Raw genomic sequence first — 17394 nt, forward strand, 5'->3', positions numbered from 1 at the left:
CTCCCTCAGGCGGCCGGGGCGATCTCCGCCAGGAAGGGCAGGATCGCCTCGACGAGCTCGTCAGGGGCCTCCTCGGCCGGGAAGTGGCCGACGCCGCGCAGCACCGCTTTGCGCATGAGCCCCGAGACGTGGTGGGTGTCCCGGGCGTGGGCCTGGGCGGGTTGGACCGGGTCGCTCTCCCCCTGGATGGACAGCACGGGCACGGCGATCGGGGCGGCCAGGGCGCTCATCTCGGCGCGGTGCAGCCGACTGCGCTTGACGGTCTCGATGGGGCCGCGCGCGGCCCCGGGCCGGGCGAGCAGATCGGCGTAGTAGTCGCAGGAGGCCAGGACGCGGTCCACCCGGCCATGGCCGACCAAGGAGCGCAGGACCCGCTCCATGCCCCGGTGCGTCGTGAGGGTGCGCTCGGGCAGCGCGGGGATGCGCAGGGACAGGTGCTGCAGGGCGGTGCCGGAGAAGAAGGCCCGGCCGCGCAGGGAGCGCACCGCCACCGGGTGCGGCGCGGCGACGGGCACGATCCCGGCGACGAGGTCGGGGCGCATCCCGGCCATGACCCAGGCGACCTGCCCGCCCAGGCCGGCGCCGACGACGACGGCCCGCTCGTGGCCGAGGGCCGCGACGACGCGCACGGCGTCGTCGGCGAGGGTGTGCAGATCGTAGCCGGAGGGAGGGCGGTCCGAGCCTCCGAATCCGCGCAGGTCCAGGGCGGCGACGCGGTGCCCGGCCTCGGCGAGGCGCGGGATGACGTGGCGCCAGGCCCACCAGCACTCCGGGAAGGGGTGAAGGAGGAGGACGAGCGAGTCGGAGCCCTCCGGCCCGGCCAGAGCGGCGTGGAAGCGGGTCCCGCCGGCGGTGAGGTCGCGGTGGGCCCACGGACCGGGGCGAGTGATGGCGACTGGCATGCCCCCACTCTATCGGCGCCCCGCCACCCCTCCCATCGCCTCCCCCTATAAGCGAGACCGGTCGAAAATAGGAGCGAGACCGGTTCTCGGACCGGTCTCGCTCCTATTTTCGACCGGTCTCGGCAATAGGTATGAGTGATGGAAGATCATGGAGCAGCGCGCCGCTACACCCCGATGCGGGGGCAGAGGGCCTCAGCCACCAGTGCGCAGTCCCCGCAGCGCGGCGAGCGGGCGCGGCACACGGCCCGGCCGTGCTCGATGAGCCGGTGGCAGCCATCGGTCCAGCGCTCCGGCTCCCACAGCGCCGCGATGTCGCGCTCGACCCGCAACGGGTCGGCCCACTCGGTCCACCCCAGGCGCCGCGCCAGCCGACCCACATGGGTGTCCACCGTAATCGCGGGGATGCCGAAGGCGTTGCCGAGCACCACGTGCGCGGTCTTGCGGCCCACCCCCGGCAACGAGGTGAGCGCCTTGCGATCAGGCGGGACGACGCCGTCGAAGCGCTCCATCAGCCCCTGCCCCAGGCCGATGAGCCGTGCTGCCCGGGTTCGCTGCATCCCCAGGGGGCGGATGATCTCCTCCAGCGCCTCCGGATCAGCGCCCGCCAGCGCGACGGCGTCGGGGAAGCGCGCGAAGAGCTCCGGGGTCACCGTATTGACCCGCGCATCCGTGGTCTGCGCCGACAGGACCGTGGCCACCAGCAGTTGATAGGGCCCATCATGGTCCAGCGCACAATGCGCGCCCGGGTAGAGCACCGCGAGCTCGTCATCAACGGCCCGAGCCCGCACCGCAAGCGATTCCCTCATCCATCCCTCCGCATCGAGCGCCGTTGCATCGGTCGCCAACTGTTGCGAGACTACAACCCGCGACCGCGTGCCTCATATCACAAGGCATGGCAGGATAGGCGCCAGCGCTCGCCCAGTTGCCTCCGGGAGCCCCCGGCAGCGATTCGGACGCCGTTGCGAGCCCGAGTACCACCGCACCGATAGCACCGGAGGAGCTTCGTGGAAGACAGCATGATTTCCAGGATCCCACTTTTCGAGGGCATCAACCAGGAGGAGCAGGAGGAACTGCGGGCCATGATGGCGCAGACCACTCTGCGCCGCGGCGAGACCCTCTTCAACGAGGGCGACCCCGGTGACCGGCTCTACATCCTGCTCAGCGGGAAGATCAAGCTCGGCCACGCCTCAATGGACGGGCGCGAGAACCTCCTGGCCGTCCTCGGCCCCGGCGAAGTCGTCGGCGAGCTCACCCTGTTCGACCCGGGCCCTCGCTCCACCACGGCCACCGCCGTTGCCCCCACCGAGCTGCTGGCCCTGGAGCACAACCAGCTCATGAGCTTCATCGAGACCCACCCGGCCCTGGCCAAGGACATGCTGCGGGCGCTCGCCCAGCGCCTGCGCCGCACGAACGTCGCCCTGGCGGACCTCGTCTTCTCCGATGTGCCCGGGCGCGTGGCCAAGGCCCTCCTCGACCTCGCCGACCGCTTCGGCTCGGCCACCGACGACGGCGTGCACGTCCCGCACGACCTCACCCAGGAGGAGCTCGCCCAGTTGGTCGGCGCCTCCCGCGAGACCGTCAACAAGTCGTTGGCCGAGTTCGTCTCGCGCGGCTGGATCCGCCTGGAGGGCCGGGCCGTCACGCTGCTCGACGTCGACCGCCTGCGCCGCCGCGCCCGCTGAGGCCCCGCCGCGCCCACTCGTGCGGGCCCGCACATTCGCGCGCATCAACCACGACGAACGGCCGAGGGGCCGGCTCTCCACGAGTCGGCCCCTCGGCCGCGAATCCGTCCGGCGTCGGCGCGCGCCCGGTGACTCGGGCGTCAACTCCCCTGGCGCTGTCGGGCACCGAGGCTCCTCGTCGGTTCAGGCGCGGGGGCGCTTCATGTAGGCGACCAGGTTCTCCGAGCCGGTGGGGCCGGGGATGACCTGCACGAGCTCCCAGCCGTCAGCGCCCCACTGGTCGAGGATCGCCTTGGTGGCATGGGTGAGCAGGGGGACGGTGGCGTATTCCCAAGTAGTCATACCGCCAAGCCTACGAGCTGGCGAGACGGCCGGGAAGCGGCGGCCGACGGGGCGCTCAGCGCACTCGCGCCAGGATCCTGGGGGCACGACGGGCGTGGATCTCAGCGACGAGCTCGTCGTCCTCCCGGCGCAGCCACTCGCCCCAGTCCTCGACCTCGGGGAAGCGCCGCAGCAGGGCGCGCCTCTCACGCTCGGTCAGACCGCCCCACACCCCGAAAGACGACTCGGAGTCGAGGGCCTCAGCCAGGCACTCCATCCTCACAGGGCAGGTGAAGCACAGGGTCCGCGCGTCACGCTGCTCCGCGCCCTTGCCGAAGAGCTGGTCAGGCTCCGCATCCGCGCAGGCCGCGCGCGCCGCCCAGGTCTGGTCGATCATCCTCATCCCATCTCCAGCGGTCAGGTCCAGCATCGTTGTCAGACCCGTCACATACCCCGACGGTAAGGCAGTCGAGCCCATTCCACCAAATCCTCTCCGACTCGCGCCGTCGTGCAAGCCCGGCTGGAAAACGGCCGATAGCCGCCTGGGTGCGACCTGGACAGGAGGCGCCGTCGCGGAGCCGGTCATCCAACACTCGGACAGGAGCCGGGGCGCCGGGTGCGACCCGTACCACCCACCCCTGCATCGAGTCCGCCGACCACGTAGTCTGGGGGCATGTCGAAGACCTCTGCGCGTACCCTCGACTCACAGCAGCTCCTGTCTGCGCTCCTCGCCTTCATCGTCATGTCCACCGTCGGCGGCCTGCTCGCCGCGGGCTTCGCCGTGCCCTTCGTGGGGGCGGCGAGCGTGATCTCGAAGGCGTCCCTGGAGTTCTTCGAGGACCTGCCCGATGACTTCAAGGTGCTCGAACCGAGCCAGGTCTCGGTCCTGCGCTCCTCCGACGGCACTGAGATCGCCCAGTTCTACGCCGAGAACAGGATCGTCGTGCCGCTGAGCGATATCAGCAAGAACGTGCAGAACGCCGTCATCGCCGTCGAGGACCAGCGCTTCTACCAGCACAAGGGCGTCGACCCCACCGGAATGCTGCGCGCGCTGGCCTCCAACGCGGCAGGCGCCGATCGCCAGGGCGCCTCCACCCTCACCCAGCAGTACGTGCGCAACGTCCTCGTGGAGGCCGGTATCCGCAGCGGCGATCCCACGAAGATCCGCGCGGCCACCGAGACGACGACGGCGCGCAAGCTCCGGGAGATCAAGTACGCCCTGACCCTGGAGAAAACCCTGCCCGACGCCAAGAACCAGATCCTGGAGGGGTACCTCAACATCGCCGCCTTCAGCCCCTCCACCTATGGGGTGGAGGCCAGCGCGCAGCACTACTTCAGTCATTCGGCCAAGGAGATGAGCATCCCCGAGGCGGCACTGCTGGCCGGCCTGACCAACGCGCCGGGCGCCTATGACCCGGTGACCTATCCCGATCTGGCCAAGGACCGCATGGACTGGGTCCTCCAGAAGATGCTGGAGAACGAGTTCATCGACCAGGCCCAGTACGACCAGGCAGTGGCGACCCAGATCAGCGACATCCTCCACGTCACCAACCAGGTCGGCGGATGCGCCTCGGCGGGGTCCGCGGCCTACTTCTGCGACTACGTCGTCGGCGAGATCCAGAACTCCGAGCTCTTCGGCAAGACGGCCACCGAGCGCAACCAGCTGCTGCTGCGCGGGGGCCTGCAGATCACCACCACCCTGGATATGAACAAGCAGAAGGCCGCGGACGACACGATCGCCAACTACGTCCCCGTCGGCGATCCCTCGAACGTCAAGGGAGCCATCGTCGCCGTCGAGCCCGGAACGGGCAAGATCCAGGCGATGGCCCAGAACACCACCTATGGGACGGACAGCAACGACTCCTCGGTCACCCAGATCTCCTTCTCCGCTGATTCCAAGCACGGCGGCATCGAGAACAACGGCTTCCAGCCGGGATCCTCGTTCAAGCCGTTCGTACTCGCCCAGTGGTACCAGATGGGCCGATCCGGGTACGAGACGATGAACACCGATCCCACCACCTTCCCGGCCGGCAACTGGAACATCTCCTGCAGCGATGACTCCTACGTGGAGCAGTGGAAGGTCGGCAACGCCAACCCGGGCGAGGGGGGCTCGCACTCAGTGCTGCAGTCCACGGCCATGTCGATCAACGTCGCCTACGCCAAGATGATCCAGCAGATGGACATCTGCGCGGTGACGGACCTGGCCGCCAAGATGGGCGTGACCAAGGCCGATGGCAACCCGATCGACCCCCGGCCCTCGATCACTCTGGGCACCATGAACGTCCCCCCGCTCAACATGGCCAACGCCTACGCGACCTTCGCGGCGCATGGCGTCTACTGCAAGCCGATCGCCATCAACAAGGTGACGGACCACAGCGGAACCGAGATGGCCGTGCCGAGCGCGGACTGCTCGCAGGTGATGGACCAGACCGCTGCGGACAGGGTCGCCCTGACCCTCACGCATGTCCTCGGAGGCCAGGGAACCGCGAAGAACTACGCCCTGGCGGGGCGGCAGGCCGCGGGGAAGACGGGCACCACGGAGGAGATGGACAACGCCTGGTTCGTGGGCTTCACCCCGCAGCTGTCCTCCGCCGTGTGGATGGGCCACTCCGAGGGCACCAAGGCGATGAATGGCCAGTACATCGGCGGGCGCTACTACGCCACCATGTACGGTTCGGACGCTCCCGCGCCCATGTGGAAGCAGTTCATGGACACCTCGCTGTCGGGGACGGGGGCGGAGCCCTTCACCCAGGTGAGCCTGGGCGCGGCTCAGCCCGCGCAGCCGTCGGGCGGCAACGCGAGGCGGGCGTCCGGCCAGGTCCCCGCCCTTCCGGGCGACGCCGGGGTCCAGGCGGGCGCGCAGGCGGCTCAGGCAGCACCGGCGGACCAGTCCGGGGCAGTCGCGCAGGCTGACGCCGTGCTCCCGGCCGGGCAGGTCCCGGGCTCCGCGCCCACGGCGGCCGGCCGCCAGGAGTTCACGTCCAACCTGAGCTCCTCCGGCTCCGGAGGCGCCGCGGCGACCGGCCCGGCCGGCGGCAACGGCTGACCACTGGCGAGCACTCACGATCCTGGGGCCCTTCGACATGACGACTGCTATGACCGCGCTCCCGCGCACATCCTCCTCCCGCGCACGGCGCCTTGGCGCCGCCCGCGCTCTGGGTTCCCTCGCCGCTCTTGGCGCAGGCGCCCTGGGCTACGCGCTCCTCGAGGCGCGCCTGCCGGTGCTGCGGCGCTTCTCCGTGCCCGTCCTGGCCGACGGCGAGGAGCCGATCACGATCCTCCACCTGGCCGATCTGCACCTGACCGACAGCACGGAGACGCGCGTGGCCTGGGTGCGGGGCCTGGCCGCCGAGCACCCCGACGTCGTCATCTCTACGGGCGACCACCTGTCCTTCGCCTCGGGCCTGGAACCGCTCCAGCGGGCGCTGGAGCCCTTCGTGGGACTGCCGGGGGCCTTCGTCCTGGGGGACCACGACTACTACTCCTCCGTATTCAAACTGCCGACCCGCTACCTGCGCCGCGACCCGCGAACGGCGGACGCCGAGGACGCGCGCGAGCACCTCGTGGAGCTGCCCTGGCGGGAGGTCATCGAGCTGCAAGCCTCCGGCGGCTGGGCGGACCTGACGAACGCGCGGGGGACCCTCACGGTGCGCGGGCGGAGAGTGGACCTGGTCGGCGTCGATGATCCTCACGCCGAGCGGGACTCCTACCCCGTTCCGGACGACGGCTCCGACGGCGCGGCTTCAGCCGCCCTCCTCCCGCCGATCCTCGACCGCTCGGGGCGGGCGCTGCGCCTGGGGCTCGCTCACGCCCCCTACCAGCGAGTGCTGGACGCGATGGCGGGTGACGGCGTCGCCCTCGCCCTGGCGGGCCACACTCATGGCGGCCAGCTCTGCCTGCCCGGTTTCGGCGCGCTCGTGACGAACTGCGACCTGGATCGGCGGAGAGTCACGCAGCGCCTATCGCAGTGGCCGGGGCGCATCGGGGATCCGAGCGCAGCGGGGGACATGTACCTGCATATCAGCGCGGGGCTGGGCACGAGCCCTTACACGCCCGTGCGCGTGGCCTGCCGCCCGGAGGCGACGCTGCTCACCCTCGTCCCGGCGCGCTGAGGGCCACCTTGAGGGCCGCACTGGGAGCTCGGCGGAGCTCGCCCAGCTCTAGGTGGAGCGCCTAGGAGCGCCAGCGGGCGAAGCCCCCCTCGGAGTTGATGACCTGACCGGTGATCCAGCGGGCGTCGTCGGCCAGCAGCCAGGTGATGAGTCGGGCGGCGTCGTCGGGCTCCCCGAATCGTCCGAAGGGGAGCATGCCGCGGAGGGAGTCGAGGGCCTCGGCGGTGAGGTACCCGGTGTCGATCGGGCCGGGGTTGACGGTGTTGACGCGGATACCGTGATCGGCGAGCTCGTCGGCGATGGTCAGCGTGATGCCGGCGATGGCGGCCTTGGCCGCGCCGTAGGCGATCTCGCCGGGCAAGGGCCCCTGCGCCTGGCCGGAGGTCAGGAAGATGATGGCGCGGGTCGGGTCGGAGGACGGGACGGCGGGTCCCTCATCCGCTTCCCCGGCCCGTTCCCCGACGACGGCGCTGGCGAAGGCCTGGGCGAGAAGGATCGAGGCGCGGGCGTCGACGGCCCAGTGCCGGTCGAGGACGTCCTCGGTGATGTCGAGCAGGAGGGCGTCGGGCTCGCTCATGGCCTGGTTGCACACGAGAGCGGTCAGCGGGTGGCCGGCATCGGCGGCGGCTTCGACCGCGGCGGCGACGACGCGGGCGGGCTGGCCGGAGGTTGCGAGGTCGGCGCCGATGGGGGTGAGGCGGGCGCCGTCGGTGAGATGGGAGGCGATGGAGGCCATGACGGCGTCGATGTCGTCAGCGCCCCAGGCCTGAGCGGCGTCATGGGGCGAGTAGTGGTGGGCGACGATGCTGGCCCCCTGGGCGGCGGCGCGGCATGCGATGGCATGGCCGATGCCGGCGCGGCGGCTGACCCCGGTGACGAGGACCGTTCGGCCTGCGAGTGGCAGGGGATCAGGGGACAGGTCTGCGCTGGTCATGGGGGAAGTCAAGCGCGCCGCGCGGACGCGGGCAAGGGACGGCCGTCCCCGATGGCACCCTCCCCCGCAGGACTCCCAGTGATGGACGACACCTGACGGGCGACCGATGGTGATTTCCCTCGGCGCAGGCGGCCCGGCTATAGTTGCCGCTGCACACACACGGGGTGTGGCGCAGTTTGGTAGCGCGCTTCGTTCGGGACGAAGAGGTCGTGGGTTCAAATCCCGCCACCCCGACCAGCATGTGGCCACCATCACACGATGGTGGCCACTTTTCATTGGAACCACGTGGAGGGTGGTGCCGCCCAGGACTTGACCCACACAAGATGTGACTACTTTGCGACTACTTTGTGACCACCTTCAGCCTAGGTGCCTTCGATGAAGATGTTGATGGCAGCCCTGGCGTCCGGCCCGCGGTGCTCCGGCGCGATGTAGTGCGACAAGGTGACTGCCGGGTCCGTGTGCCCCAGCTGGTCAGCGGCCTGCCTGGTTCCGAGCTCGCGGGCCAGAAACGTCGCCAGCGTGCGCCTGAGGGTGTGGGGAGTGACCTTGAAGTCCAGTCCTGCTTCCGCGACTGCAGCACGCAGCGAGCGACGCAGGTTCGCCGGCGACATGCAGGCACCTGTACGAGTCACCAGAACAGGGCCGGTCTCCCTGGGACCGTGCTCGACGAGGGAGACGACTACGAAGTCGGGGAGATAGAGCGTCCGACGACTGCGATCCGTCTTCGGTGCCTGCTGCACTCCTCGCTTGCCCGAGGGGCCGTCAACGTAGGTCGCCTCCACCCGCAAGATGCCAGCCTCGAGGTCAATCCGGTCCCAGGTCAGGGCGCAGGTCTCGCCGACGCGGATGCCGGTGCCGAGCATGAGGTCGACAGCGCAGGCCAGCGTGGTGGTCGCTCGAGGGCCGTAGCGTCGGGTGCTGCCCCAGGAGCGTACGGCCTCGCGAAGGCGGTTGACCTGGTCGGCAGTCAGTGCGTCAGGTTCATGCCGCTCAGCCGGGGCGGGCACGACGGTGTCTGACACCGGGTCGCTGGCGATGGCGCCGTCCAGGCGGGCGTAGGAGAATGCCTGCCCCAGGATCGTGCGGACCGTGTGCCGCTGGCCAGGCGTAGCGTCCAGGATGAGCGCCTGGACAGCCGCGGCCGTAACCTCCCCGATCAACCAAGCCCCGAGTGCTGGGGACACAATCGAGTCCGCGACCCTGGCGTAGCCGTCGATGGTCTGGGGACGGACCCTGCCCAAGGCGCGCACATGCTCCAACCATGCGGACAGGAGCTGGTCTACGGTCGTGGACGGTCCCATGAGGCCCGTGGGCGGGCGGGTTCGCCCTGACAGAGCCCGCGCCAGGGCTTGGCGGGCGGCGGCCTTCGTGGCGGCTTGGGCACGTACCTGGCGGCGGACCCCGTCGGCGTCACGCACATAGGTCCTCGCCTGCCACGCGTTTCCCCTCTTCGAGACGGTGACCTTCCCCCAGGAGCCAACGGGCAGTCGATGCTGTGGCATGCGCTCCATGGTGCCACGCACCGGCTCCAGGGTCTGCCTTATCGTGGGTTGTTGTCGGGGACGGACAGCGTCTGATGGCAGCGGCGGCACATATATCCCCTCCAGGTCATGCGCTCAACAGGCCACGCGGTCCAGTGCTCGACGAAGACTGGGCTGTGTCGGCCCCGGAGGGCGCAGATAGCGCCGCCGATGGCGATGCGCAGGTGGACGATGGGGTCAGTCGGATTCATGCTCAGCTCCTGCTGGTGATGGGGTGGCAGGGGTCGGTCGCCAGAGGTACTACATCGCGTCGCGCTGGCGAAGCAGGTCACGGATGTAGCCGGACGCCTCGGCCCTCGTCATACCTCCCTTCTTTTCCCGCTGGGTGAGGGGGAGGTCTGTCTGCGACAGGTACTTCGCAGATGCTCCGTTGACCTGGTTCCACAGGTCGATGATGTAGTCGACCTGCTTGTCGGTGGCCTCCATGGGTCCTCCTACTGGTGTCCGTGGTCTGTCATTCAGAACTGCTCGCCGCACTCTGCGCAGTAGCTGCCGCGGATCGGCAGGCCGCACCAGTGACAGGTCCGCCGACTGGGCATGGGCGGGGCGGCGAGGATGAAGGCCTCGGCGGCCTTCCGGGCGGTCTTCTCGTCAGCGTGCTCGGTGATGACACCGGCGCCGTTGAACTTGTAGCAGCGGGTTCGCCAGCCGCTGCCCTCGGCGGGGTGCTCGGGCGGGAGCAGCTGTGCCATCCAACCGTTCCGGTAGACGAAGGGGATGCCGCTGATGGCATCCGTCTTCCATGTCCCCACCACCTGGTTGTCGTGGTCTGGGGGTAGCTGGGTGGCGGGCGGTCCTGCGGGTCTGGTAGTGAAACGCCCCCGCTGGTCACGGGCGAAGTCATCCGTCATCATGCCAACTCCTCTGCCGTCTAGGGACGGGGTGCGGATAGCCACTGGGCGAGCGCTGGGCCGACTGCCCTCTCGACCTGGTCGCGCAGGCGGTCGTAGCGCGCGGTCTGAGCCGACGAGATGTGGCGGGCGCTGATCATGACGAGTCGCTCGTCGATGCCGGCGGCCAAGGCGTGTGTGATGAACCCGGTCCTGAGTCCGTAGGGGGTGACGGTCGGCAGGCCGGCGTCGTCCAGAAGACGGTGGAGGCGGGCCCGCTCGGAGGCCGCGGTCCATGGCCGGCCGGTGCGGGGGTGGAGCAGGAGAGGCCCTCGACGTCTCCCACCGGCAGCCTCCCTCAGGAGGCGAGCCGTGACGTCAGGCAAGGTGAGGCGCTCGCGGCCCGGGCTCTTGGTGGCCGGCACGCCCAGCGTGGAGCGCCCATCGCTGCTACCCAGATCCTCGACGCGCAGGCCCCTGGGCTCGCCTGGGCGCAACCCGGACAGGGCCCACAGGTGGACGTGGGCGGCCAACTCACCGCCCGACCAGGTGCGGGACGCGTCGAGCAGACGTCTGGTGTCCCCTCGTCCCAGCCAGGCCCTCTCGGAGCGGCCGTAGCAGGGCGAGTCGACCAGGGAGGTCGGGTCGTCGGGACGGATGCCCTCCCGGAGCATCCACCGGTACAGGCCTCGCAGGTGCGACAAGTTGGTGGCGGCCGTGCGGGCACTGACGCCGCCCTCGCGCCGCTCGGCCAGCCACTCCTCAACGTCCTGGCGACTGGCGGCGATCAGGTCAGTGCCTCGCTTGACCAACCACCGGTCCCACAGGGCCAGGTCGTCGGCGTAGTTGCGGCGGGTCCGGCCCGACAGGCGGGCTAAGAATCGGGGGAGCATGGTCATGGCCGGCGCCTTCCGCTCAACGACTCGAGGGTCTGCACCTGCTGACCCTCGAGCCACGCCACCACATCGCTCATCCGGTACCGGACCGTGCCCTCGATCCGGAAGTAGGCCGGCCCACGGCTTGCGGACCGCCAGTTGTCGAGCGTGCGCGGCGACACCGACAGGGCATCAGCCAGGTCACACGTGGTGAGCATGGTCTCCAGCCCGTCAGATGAGGGTCGGGCGGTGACGGTGATGGTCATGCTCACCGCCTCCGCCCAGCGGACGCCACCATGTACAGGCCGACTGCGATGCCGACCGTGTACACGGGGTGCTGGAGCACCCACCCTTGAGTGCTGCGGGCCAGGGCCTGCAGCAGGTCGAGGAGTGCAGCTGTGGTGGTAGCGAGTAGGTCGCGCATGCACCAGTAGTGGGCGGACAGGACCTCTGTTGCTGCACGCCCGTGCCCGGAACCGACAGCGTCTGCGGATACCGTCGCCCTGATGGCGTTCACGGCGCGCTCGGTTCGGGTAGCGGTACCGCCCAGGGCGCGATGAGGTACTCCGAGCCGACTCGGTTGTTGGCCGCGGTGTGGCGCATGCTGATCTCGACCACGTGCTGGTCCGGGTACAGGGCCTGCACGGCCGGGCTGGCGTCGTAGCTGGCCACCCACGGTGACGGGCACGCCCTCAGCGCAGTCGCCAGTCGGGAGTGCTGCTCCTCGCTCATCCCGTGCGCGTAGAGGCGGTTGCCGACGTCGGTGTAGGGAGGGTCGGCGTAGACGAAGACCTCGTCCTCGATGCCGGACCCGGCCAGTGCCTCGATCGTCTCGACGCCGTCGGCCTCGTCGAACCTCAGCCTCCCTGCCTCTGCGAGGTCGCAGATGAGCCTGAGGCGCTCGGCCAGGCCCGTTGGGTTCCAACGGCTCAGGAGCGTCCAGGGTCCCGCCTGGGCCTTACCCCCTATGGGACCGACCGTGGGGGTGAGCATGCCTGAGCGTGAGCAGCGGTTGACGACGAGCGTGGCCAGCGCGAGCTCCGCCTCATCCTCTGCCCCCGTGCCGGCCAGCGCGTCGGCCACCGTCTTCCGGGCGGTGTAGAAGCCGTCGAGTGACGGACGGGTGCGCTCAACACGGTCCGCAAAACTGGTCCCGTCGGTCAGAGTCTGCTTCCAGAATGCTGCCAAGGCCGGGTTGAGGTCAGTCAGCCATGCCTCGGGCACGTCGTGGCGCACGAGCGCCTCCAGGGCTGCCCCGGCACCTCCGGCGAAGGGCTCGATCCAGACCTCGATCGGCTCGGGCAGCGCCCAGAACGCGGTGGCGAGATGCTCCCCGAGGAGCGCCTTGCCACCGGGGTAGCGCAATGGCGATAGCCACCGTGGCCCTCTCACGTCTCCTCCCCCGGCAGGGTGCCCGACGTCTGGCCAACGTGTACACCCATACGCGACAGGCGCGTCGCCGCGAGTCGTCGCCCGAGGGCCAGCGCCGTCTCAACCCGACCGCGGGAGATCCCGAGCTTGCGTGCGAGCGACGCGACAGTCGTGGCCTCATCACCGATCCACACGGTCTCCAGCCACGACTGGACTACCTGCGCAGCCCGGGAGTCGACGTCGGCGACGTCGGCGACGACGGCCTCGACAAAAGCGCGTCCCTCGAAGGGGGCCACCACGTAGCCGGCCTCAGGTCCCATCATGAGCTCAGCGAGCTCCCCCGGGTCGAGAGGGCCTGGTACCTGCAGCGCCTCGTCGTCGATGTCTCTCGTCGTCACCTCGATCTGGAGGTCGGTGACGCTGTAGACGCCATCCTTGTGTCGGGATCCAGTGAGGATCTCCACCGCCTCCGTAGGGGTCAGGCCGTGGTTGGTCATGCGCTGGATGGCCCGGCGCCGGCGCAGTACTGAGCTCATGCCCGCTGCGGGGGCGTGGCCGGCCTCGCTGTCCGTCCAGAGCCGGACAGCATTGCGTAGGCGCATCACCAGGTGCGCGTCGAACTTGTAGACGGCCCGGGAGGCGCCCGAGCGCTCATCGTCGATCATCCTGGCGACCTCGGTCCAGGCGAGAGCGACGACCTCGTCGAGCTCGTGGGGCCGGTTGACTCCGACACGACGGGCCTCTGCTATCGCGACGGCCCTCACGTCCGGCGCCCATGACGACAGCAGGGCGTCCAGGTCCTCCTCGCCCGCGAGCGCGGCGCGCAGCCGCTCGGTCTTGTTCACCGGTGCCACCCCTTTGGGGCGGGCGTGAACGGGAAACCCGGCCAGGTGCATGTTGGCTCGAGGGCGTCCGCGTAGGCGGCCAGGCGTCGGCCGTGGCTGCGAGGGTCGGTGACCCATCTCAGCGTCGGGTCGAAGATGCCGCCGTGCGTGTGCCTAGCGCGCTTCATAACCGCGATCGGAGTGCGGTGTCCTGCGGCTCGCAGCAACTGGGAGATGTGCAGATCTCCTGCTGCTTCCTGGGTTGGTGCCGAGCGCAGGACGTCCGCGATGCTCAGGAGTCCGGCGTCGACCGCGGCCAGGAGCCTGGCCTGCTCGAGCCGGCTCATACTTCGGCTCCGAGGTAGGTGTCTTCTGCGCTCTGCGCGCAGGCCAGGTGCTTGAGCCGGTACTCAGGCTGCTGTGTCGGCGAGGCGGTGCCGGCCAGCAGCGCGCGGGCCGCTCGAGAAGGACCGATCCGGTTGGTCCGGGAAGCGCCCCGGTTGTACAGGTCGATGAGCCGCTGGAGGTCCAGCGGCTCATCGCGGTGCATCGCGAGCAGACGCCGGATCTGCGGGCCGGGGAGGACGTCGCCGATGGCCCGTCCGACGGCCTGGTCAGCCTCCCGGCGCAGCATGGTGCGGATCCACAGCTCCGGGTCCGCCCGGTCAAAGCACGACGGGCGCACGACCAGCGTGAGCATCCGCTCGAAGAACCCGCGTGGGGCGAGCATGAGCTCGCCCTCAACTGCCTCCAGTGCCGGTCCGTCCAGCAGCGGGGTGTCGTCGCGCTGCATGTTCCGAGCGATCTCCGCACTGCGGACGGAGTGCGCAGCAGCTACCGCCCCGGGCGCCCAGCGGCTGAGTTCGGTGAACAAGCACCACCGGGCATCCCGGGCCTCGCTGCGTAGCTGAGCTACGGTCACGGGCTCGGGCTCTGCGCGCACGTCCAGGGTGACGCCGGGGCCAACGACCTGACCTGTGCGCTCCTCGGGGCTGTCCGCCAGGACGTCCCAGTGGACGCGGTACGGCATGAGCCGCCTGCTCCCCTTGCGCCCATGGCTGGTCGTGCCCGGCGCCCACGTGAACGCCGCGACCCTCCACACGCGCGCGTCATCTGGCGTGTCAGGGGCGAGCTCGGAGGCGGCGACGAGCGAGTCCAGTGCAGGGATGAACCTCCCCAGCCAGGGGTGCCTGGGGAGCGTCATGAGATGCCCAGGTGGGTCAGGACCTTGTCGGCCGCCAGAGCTGTCAAGCGACCGATAGGCCTCGCCCGGGCCGCAGCGACGGCGACCGACTCGCTGTAGGTGACCGCTCCGAGGCACGGAGCCGGGGAGAACAGCGTCGACGCCTCCGTCGGACCGAGGACGGCAGCGGACGGCGGGACTTTGTTCAGCAGGCCGGACACTCGCCCTGGCGCCAGGCGGGTGGCCCAGGACACGAGACGCCGTGCGCCTGCCACGCCCTCCAGGGACGGGTCGGTGACGACGAGGATGCTCGCGCCTGCCTGCAGCCCGGGAGTGATAAGCCCGTCTGTGATGCCGGTCGGATCGCTCTGCCAAGCAACACAGGTGTCGACGACGACTAGGTCGGATACGGGTGTGAGCTCGTCGATCACCTGCCGGTAGCGGTCCGGGGAGCAGGCGGCGGCTGTCGCCTGGTCGGGGTCAGGCGCCAGCACGCAGGCGAAGCCAATACGTACCCCGCCCGCGCGACGCAGGTCGTCGGGGCCAGTTACGACCTGCTGGACGCTTGCGCCCGTACGCAGGTCCGCGATCGTCGGCAGCCGGGAGGCCCCGGTGTCGCCGATCGCCCGCAGGTTCGTGGCGAGGCCTGCCTGTCCGACGTTGGCGTCGACGAGCACGACATTGCGTCCCAGGTGGCTGGCCGCCCGTTCGGCAATCGCGACGCTCATCGTGGAGCGGCCGACGCCACCTCGCCCTGAGACGAGGAAGAGGACGCCGGACCAGTCATGCTCGTGGGGACGGGACGCGCCCCACGGAGCGGATCTCTTCGGCTGTTCGAGAGCGGGCGTGGAGGAAGCCGGCGGACGTGGGCGGATACGACCGCGGGCTCCCCACGGAGCAGGACTGCCCGTCTCGGGCTGGGCCTCCCGCACGTCCGGGGCGGGCGGTTCTGCGCGCCCTTCTCCGGCGGCGGCCGATGTCTGGTCTGGGGCACTGTCTGCCGTGGCCCCGTCCAGGGTCCCGTCGGCTCTCACCGTGACGGTGTCGTCACCGGCCTCGGGCTCGAGGCCGAGCTCGGTCAGCAGGTCGGTGAGACTGCATCCCGCCTCGAGGCTGGTGACAGCCGGGCCCCACTTCCCGATGCCGACGAACCGTGCGGGCGCGAACTCGGCTAGCGAGCGCGCCCAGACATCCACCAGGTCCGTTTCCCGGCCACCGGCATGCACGAGCAGGACGGCGTCGACGTCACCGCCGTGCAGCAGCGGGGAGATGGCAGCGACGGCGGTTCTGACGTCGTCGCCGGTTGTCAGGCGGGCACCTCGGTCGGTGAGGACCTTGACCAGGGCGTCTGGCGCTAGAGGCAGAGCGATTCGTCTCATGCCCACTACTGGCAGCAGCAGGCAGAAGTCAGCCTCCAGTCCCGGGCCTGAGGCCGCATGCGCGGGTCATCCCACGGTTCGACCGCTCCGCGTTCTCCGCGTTCGGGTCAGTCCCACCACAGCCAGGTCCCCAGCTCGCCGTGGGACCACTGCCGCCGTCGCACGGACATCTCGTCCGGAAGGGCCTGGGCGTCGAGGTCGTAGCGCTCGCGCACGGCGTCCCACAGCTCACGGCAGCGGCAGGCGTCGTCGTGACGGTCGTGGACCTCCATCTCAAGCAGGTCGGGGTCGGCGACCCACATGGCCTCGACGCTCACCCGCTCGTCCACGCGCTGGGGCCCGATCCCGTACCCGGACAGCCTCACCCGCCCCTCAGCCCTCACGCAGGCGCGCAGCAGCGCCCCCAGGGTCGGTGAGAGGTTCTGACGGTCCTCGAGCTGCTCGGCGGGCAGGACCTGGAGCAGGCACCTGGCCGCGCGCGGCCCCATGTCGTGGAAGGGCGTGTAGTCATCGACCGGCTCACCGTGCTCGATCAGGCCGGTCGGCTCCAGGCCGTGGGCGGCGGGCACGGCCTGCGAGCGCATCTCGTCGTAGCAGTCGGCCAGGACGTCCCACACGCCCGCACTCACCGTCCACCCCCGTGGACCGTACAGACCGAGCCCTGGGACGACGGGTGTGGAAGAGGGTGTCTCAGTGCTCATGCCCCAGTAGTGGGCGGACACACGAGACCAGGCTGCCGCCCACTACTGGTGCATGGACATCACCATCCAGATCGTCATTGACCTCACTTGCGGTATCAGCTCCGCCCGAAACCTTGGCGCCCCCGAACGCGACCACGCCCGCCGGGGCGTCCTACGAGACCTCGTGCGAGCGGCCCGCGCCGGGCTGAGGCTGCCCCCTGACGTCGTATTGGTCCGCGGGGACCTCGACGTGCCGACCGAGCTGAAGGAGTTGGAGACCGCTGTCTACGAGCGGGTCGTTCAGCTCGCGGCGCTCCGAGACCCCGGCGGTGCCGACGGGCCGCGGGCTCGCTACCTGCTGTACGACCTCGTCGCGTACGAGATCTCCCCCGTTTTGGAGGAGGCCCGATGAAGATCCGACTGTTGGCGCTCCAGCGCGTCAACAACTATCCCGGCGAGTTCGCACCTGAGGTGCTCGCCGTCGCCGACGAACGATCATGTCCGAGGACCCCGACCTGTGGGAGGCCCAGATCTCCGGTATCAAGCATGATGTCGGAGACGAGGCGGCCGCCTGGGCTGAGATCGAGGTGGAACTCAACGACCAGGACCTGGCGGCGACGCGGGCGCCCACGACCGTGCGCGCCCGCTTCCTCGGCGCGGCGAGCCGTGATGTTACGGGCAAGCGTCCACGCTGAGGTAGGTCTGGCCGTCGATCTGGTCGCGGCCGGTCGTCTGGGCCTAGGCCTCCAGGTCCACCCGT

The 17394-nt window shown here is 70.0% G+C and carries 22 protein-coding genes and 1 tRNA gene; 6 read left to right on the forward strand and 17 right to left on the reverse strand.

Features of this window, described 5'->3' with window-relative positions; translation table 11 throughout:
* Nucleotides 1–5 precede the first annotated feature (5 nt).
* Nucleotides 6–902, reverse strand: a complete 897-nt coding sequence (locus B6G06_RS08915) for an alpha/beta fold hydrolase (protein WP_080462216.1) — start codon at nucleotides 900–902, stop codon at nucleotides 6–8.
* A gap of 164 nt (nucleotides 903–1066) precedes the next feature.
* The gene (gene nth, locus B6G06_RS08920; protein WP_081171913.1) at nucleotides 1067–1708 is read right to left on the reverse strand and encodes an endonuclease III; all 642 of its coding nucleotides are present in this window, start codon (nucleotides 1706–1708) and stop codon (nucleotides 1067–1069) included.
* A 198-nt stretch (nucleotides 1709–1906) separates the two neighbouring features.
* Here nth and B6G06_RS08925 point away from each other — a divergent pair, with 198 nt between their 5' ends.
* Nucleotides 1907–2584, forward strand: a complete 678-nt coding sequence (locus tag B6G06_RS08925; protein ID WP_080462217.1) for a Crp/Fnr family transcriptional regulator — start codon at nucleotides 1907–1909, stop codon at nucleotides 2582–2584.
* Nucleotides 2585–2767: 183 nt separating this feature from the next.
* On the opposite strand, the gene B6G06_RS10110 is transcribed toward B6G06_RS08925, so the two are convergent.
* Together B6G06_RS10110 and B6G06_RS08930 are read right to left on the reverse strand one after the other, a co-directional pair.
* Nucleotides 2768–2926 carry a Sp36 family protein gene (locus tag B6G06_RS10110; protein ID WP_095532457.1) on the reverse strand — a complete coding sequence of 53 codons (159 nt, stop codon included), beginning with the start codon at nucleotides 2924–2926 and terminating at the stop codon, nucleotides 2768–2770.
* 55 nt (nucleotides 2927–2981) lie between these two features.
* Nucleotides 2982–3308 carry a WhiB family transcriptional regulator gene (locus B6G06_RS08930; protein ID WP_080462379.1) on the reverse strand — a complete coding sequence of 109 codons (327 nt, stop codon included), beginning with the start codon at nucleotides 3306–3308 and terminating at the stop codon, nucleotides 2982–2984.
* Nucleotides 3309–3578: 270 nt separating this feature from the next.
* Between B6G06_RS08930 and B6G06_RS08935 the strand changes: the two genes are divergently transcribed.
* Nucleotides 3579–5951, forward strand: a complete 2373-nt coding sequence (locus B6G06_RS08935) for a transglycosylase domain-containing protein (protein WP_081171914.1) — start codon at nucleotides 3579–3581, stop codon at nucleotides 5949–5951.
* Nucleotides 5952–5988: 37 nt separating this feature from the next.
* Nucleotides 5989–7017, forward strand: coding sequence for a metallophosphoesterase (locus tag B6G06_RS08940; protein ID WP_420807193.1), 1029 nt, complete (start codon nucleotides 5989–5991; stop codon nucleotides 7015–7017).
* 61 nt (nucleotides 7018–7078) lie between these two features.
* Here the strand turns inward: B6G06_RS08940 and B6G06_RS08945 are convergent, their stop codons facing one another.
* Nucleotides 7079–7951 carry an SDR family oxidoreductase gene (locus tag B6G06_RS08945; protein ID WP_081171916.1) on the reverse strand — a complete coding sequence of 291 codons (873 nt, stop codon included), beginning with the start codon at nucleotides 7949–7951 and terminating at the stop codon, nucleotides 7079–7081.
* 160 nt (nucleotides 7952–8111) lie between these two features.
* On the opposite strand from B6G06_RS08945, the gene B6G06_RS08950 reads away from it, so the two are divergent.
* Nucleotides 8112–8188 (forward strand) — tRNA-Pro (locus B6G06_RS08950).
* A 125-nt stretch (nucleotides 8189–8313) separates the two neighbouring features.
* On the opposite strand, the gene B6G06_RS08955 is transcribed toward B6G06_RS08950, so the two are convergent.
* From B6G06_RS08955 to B6G06_RS09015, 12 genes are all read right to left on the reverse strand, one after another.
* Nucleotides 8314–9453, reverse strand: coding sequence for a tyrosine-type recombinase/integrase (locus tag B6G06_RS08955; protein ID WP_164505215.1), 1140 nt, complete (start codon nucleotides 9451–9453; stop codon nucleotides 8314–8316).
* Nucleotides 9454–9491: 38 nt separating this feature from the next.
* A complete protein-coding gene (locus B6G06_RS08960; RefSeq protein ID WP_081171918.1) occupies nucleotides 9492–9683 on the reverse strand; it encodes a hypothetical protein in 192 nt (63 codons plus the stop codon).
* 49 nt (nucleotides 9684–9732) lie between these two features.
* A complete protein-coding gene (locus B6G06_RS08965; protein WP_081171919.1) occupies nucleotides 9733–9918 on the reverse strand; it encodes a hypothetical protein in 186 nt (61 codons plus the stop codon).
* Between the two features lie 32 nt (nucleotides 9919–9950).
* Nucleotides 9951–10346, reverse strand: a complete 396-nt coding sequence (locus B6G06_RS08970) for a hypothetical protein (protein ID WP_081171920.1) — start codon at nucleotides 10344–10346, stop codon at nucleotides 9951–9953.
* 17 nt (nucleotides 10347–10363) lie between these two features.
* The gene (locus B6G06_RS08975; RefSeq protein WP_081171921.1) at nucleotides 10364–11221 is read right to left on the reverse strand and encodes a tyrosine-type recombinase/integrase; all 858 of its coding nucleotides are present in this window, start codon (nucleotides 11219–11221) and stop codon (nucleotides 10364–10366) included.
* Entirely contained in the window at nucleotides 11218–11463 is a 246-nt protein-coding gene (locus B6G06_RS08980) for a helix-turn-helix transcriptional regulator (protein ID WP_081171922.1), read from the reverse strand. The genes B6G06_RS08975 and B6G06_RS08980 overlap by 4 nt, the downstream gene beginning before the upstream one ends.
* 2 nt (nucleotides 11464–11465) lie before the next feature.
* Nucleotides 11466–11621: a hypothetical protein gene (locus tag B6G06_RS10270; RefSeq protein WP_164505216.1), complete on the reverse strand. Its 156-nt coding sequence runs from the start codon at nucleotides 11619–11621 to the stop codon at nucleotides 11466–11468.
* An 89-nt stretch (nucleotides 11622–11710) separates the two neighbouring features.
* A complete protein-coding gene (locus B6G06_RS08990) occupies nucleotides 11711–12589 on the reverse strand; it encodes a DNA adenine methylase (protein WP_081171924.1) in 879 nt (292 codons plus the stop codon).
* Nucleotides 12586–13413, reverse strand: coding sequence for a hypothetical protein (locus B6G06_RS08995; protein WP_081171925.1), 828 nt, complete (start codon nucleotides 13411–13413; stop codon nucleotides 12586–12588). The genes B6G06_RS08990 and B6G06_RS08995 overlap by 4 nt, the downstream gene beginning before the upstream one ends.
* A 322-nt stretch (nucleotides 13414–13735) precedes the next feature.
* Nucleotides 13736–14596, reverse strand: a complete 861-nt coding sequence (locus B6G06_RS09005) for a hypothetical protein (protein WP_081171927.1) — start codon at nucleotides 14594–14596, stop codon at nucleotides 13736–13738.
* Entirely contained in the window at nucleotides 14593–15954 is a 1362-nt protein-coding gene (locus tag B6G06_RS09010) for a CpaE/TadZ family protein (protein ID WP_081171928.1), read from the reverse strand. Before B6G06_RS09010 ends, B6G06_RS09005 begins: the two co-directional genes overlap by 4 nt.
* Nucleotides 15955–16061: 107 nt before the next feature.
* Nucleotides 16062–16655: a hypothetical protein gene (locus B6G06_RS09015; protein ID WP_240494056.1), complete on the reverse strand. Its 594-nt coding sequence runs from the start codon at nucleotides 16653–16655 to the stop codon at nucleotides 16062–16064.
* Nucleotides 16656–16707: 52 nt separating this feature from the next.
* Here B6G06_RS09015 and B6G06_RS09020 point away from each other — a divergent pair, with 52 nt between their 5' ends.
* Both B6G06_RS09020 and B6G06_RS09025 read left to right on the forward strand, forming a co-directional pair.
* Nucleotides 16708–17046, forward strand: coding sequence for a hypothetical protein (locus tag B6G06_RS09020; RefSeq protein ID WP_081171930.1), 339 nt, complete (start codon nucleotides 16708–16710; stop codon nucleotides 17044–17046).
* Between the two features lie 85 nt (nucleotides 17047–17131).
* Entirely contained in the window at nucleotides 17132–17329 is a 198-nt protein-coding gene (locus B6G06_RS09025; protein ID WP_081171931.1) for a hypothetical protein, read from the forward strand.
* Nucleotides 17330–17394 lie beyond the last annotated feature (65 nt).

It is taken from the genome of Actinomyces gaoshouyii (assembly GCF_002076915.1).
Lineage (GTDB): Bacteria > Actinomycetota > Actinomycetes > Actinomycetales > Actinomycetaceae > Actinomyces > Actinomyces gaoshouyii.

Bases quoted from the DNA above. Each gene is read 5' to 3' on its own strand.
- B6G06_RS10110 (WP_095532457.1), bottom strand. From the start codon at position 2,926: ATGACTACTTGGGAATACGCCACCGTCCCCCTGCTCACCCATGCCACC.
- B6G06_RS09020 (WP_081171930.1), top strand. From the start codon at position 16,708: ATGGACATCACCATCCAGATCGTCATTGACCTCACTTGCGGTATCAGC.
- B6G06_RS08965 (WP_081171919.1), bottom strand. From the start codon at position 9,918: ATGGAGGCCACCGACAAGCAGGTCGACTACATCATCGACCTGTGGAAC.
- B6G06_RS09025 (WP_081171931.1), top strand. From the start codon at position 17,132: ATGTCCGAGGACCCCGACCTGTGGGAGGCCCAGATCTCCGGTATCAAG.
- B6G06_RS08935 (WP_081171914.1), top strand. From the start codon at position 3,579: ATGTCGAAGACCTCTGCGCGTACCCTCGACTCACAGCAGCTCCTGTCT.
- B6G06_RS08945 (WP_081171916.1), bottom strand. From the start codon at position 7,951: ATGACCAGCGCAGACCTGTCCCCTGATCCCCTGCCACTCGCAGGCCGA.
- B6G06_RS08955 (WP_164505215.1), bottom strand. From the start codon at position 9,453: ATGCCACAGCATCGACTGCCCGTTGGCTCCTGGGGGAAGGTCACCGTC.
- B6G06_RS08975 (WP_081171921.1), bottom strand. From the start codon at position 11,221: ATGACCATGCTCCCCCGATTCTTAGCCCGCCTGTCGGGCCGGACCCGC.
- B6G06_RS08960 (WP_081171918.1), bottom strand. From the start codon at position 9,683: ATGAATCCGACTGACCCCATCGTCCACCTGCGCATCGCCATCGGCGGC.
- B6G06_RS08915 (WP_080462216.1), bottom strand. From the start codon at position 902: ATGCCAGTCGCCATCACTCGCCCCGGTCCGTGGGCCCACCGCGACCTC.
- B6G06_RS08980 (WP_081171922.1), bottom strand. From the start codon at position 11,463: ATGACCATCACCGTCACCGCCCGACCCTCATCTGACGGGCTGGAGACC.
- B6G06_RS08930 (WP_080462379.1), bottom strand. From the start codon at position 3,308: ATGAGGATGATCGACCAGACCTGGGCGGCGCGCGCGGCCTGCGCGGAT.
- B6G06_RS09015 (WP_240494056.1), bottom strand. From the start codon at position 16,655: ATGAGCACTGAGACACCCTCTTCCACACCCGTCGTCCCAGGGCTCGGT.
- B6G06_RS08940 (WP_420807193.1), top strand. From the start codon at position 5,989: ATGACGACTGCTATGACCGCGCTCCCGCGCACATCCTCCTCCCGCGCA.
- B6G06_RS09010 (WP_081171928.1), bottom strand. From the start codon at position 15,954: ATGAGACGAATCGCTCTGCCTCTAGCGCCAGACGCCCTGGTCAAGGTC.
- B6G06_RS08970 (WP_081171920.1), bottom strand. From the start codon at position 10,346: ATGATGACGGATGACTTCGCCCGTGACCAGCGGGGGCGTTTCACTACC.
- B6G06_RS10270 (WP_164505216.1), bottom strand. From the start codon at position 11,621: ATGCGCGACCTACTCGCTACCACCACAGCTGCACTCCTCGACCTGCTG.
- B6G06_RS09005 (WP_081171927.1), bottom strand. From the start codon at position 14,596: ATGACGCTCCCCAGGCACCCCTGGCTGGGGAGGTTCATCCCTGCACTG.
- nth (WP_081171913.1), bottom strand. From the start codon at position 1,708: ATGAGGGAATCGCTTGCGGTGCGGGCTCGGGCCGTTGATGACGAGCTC.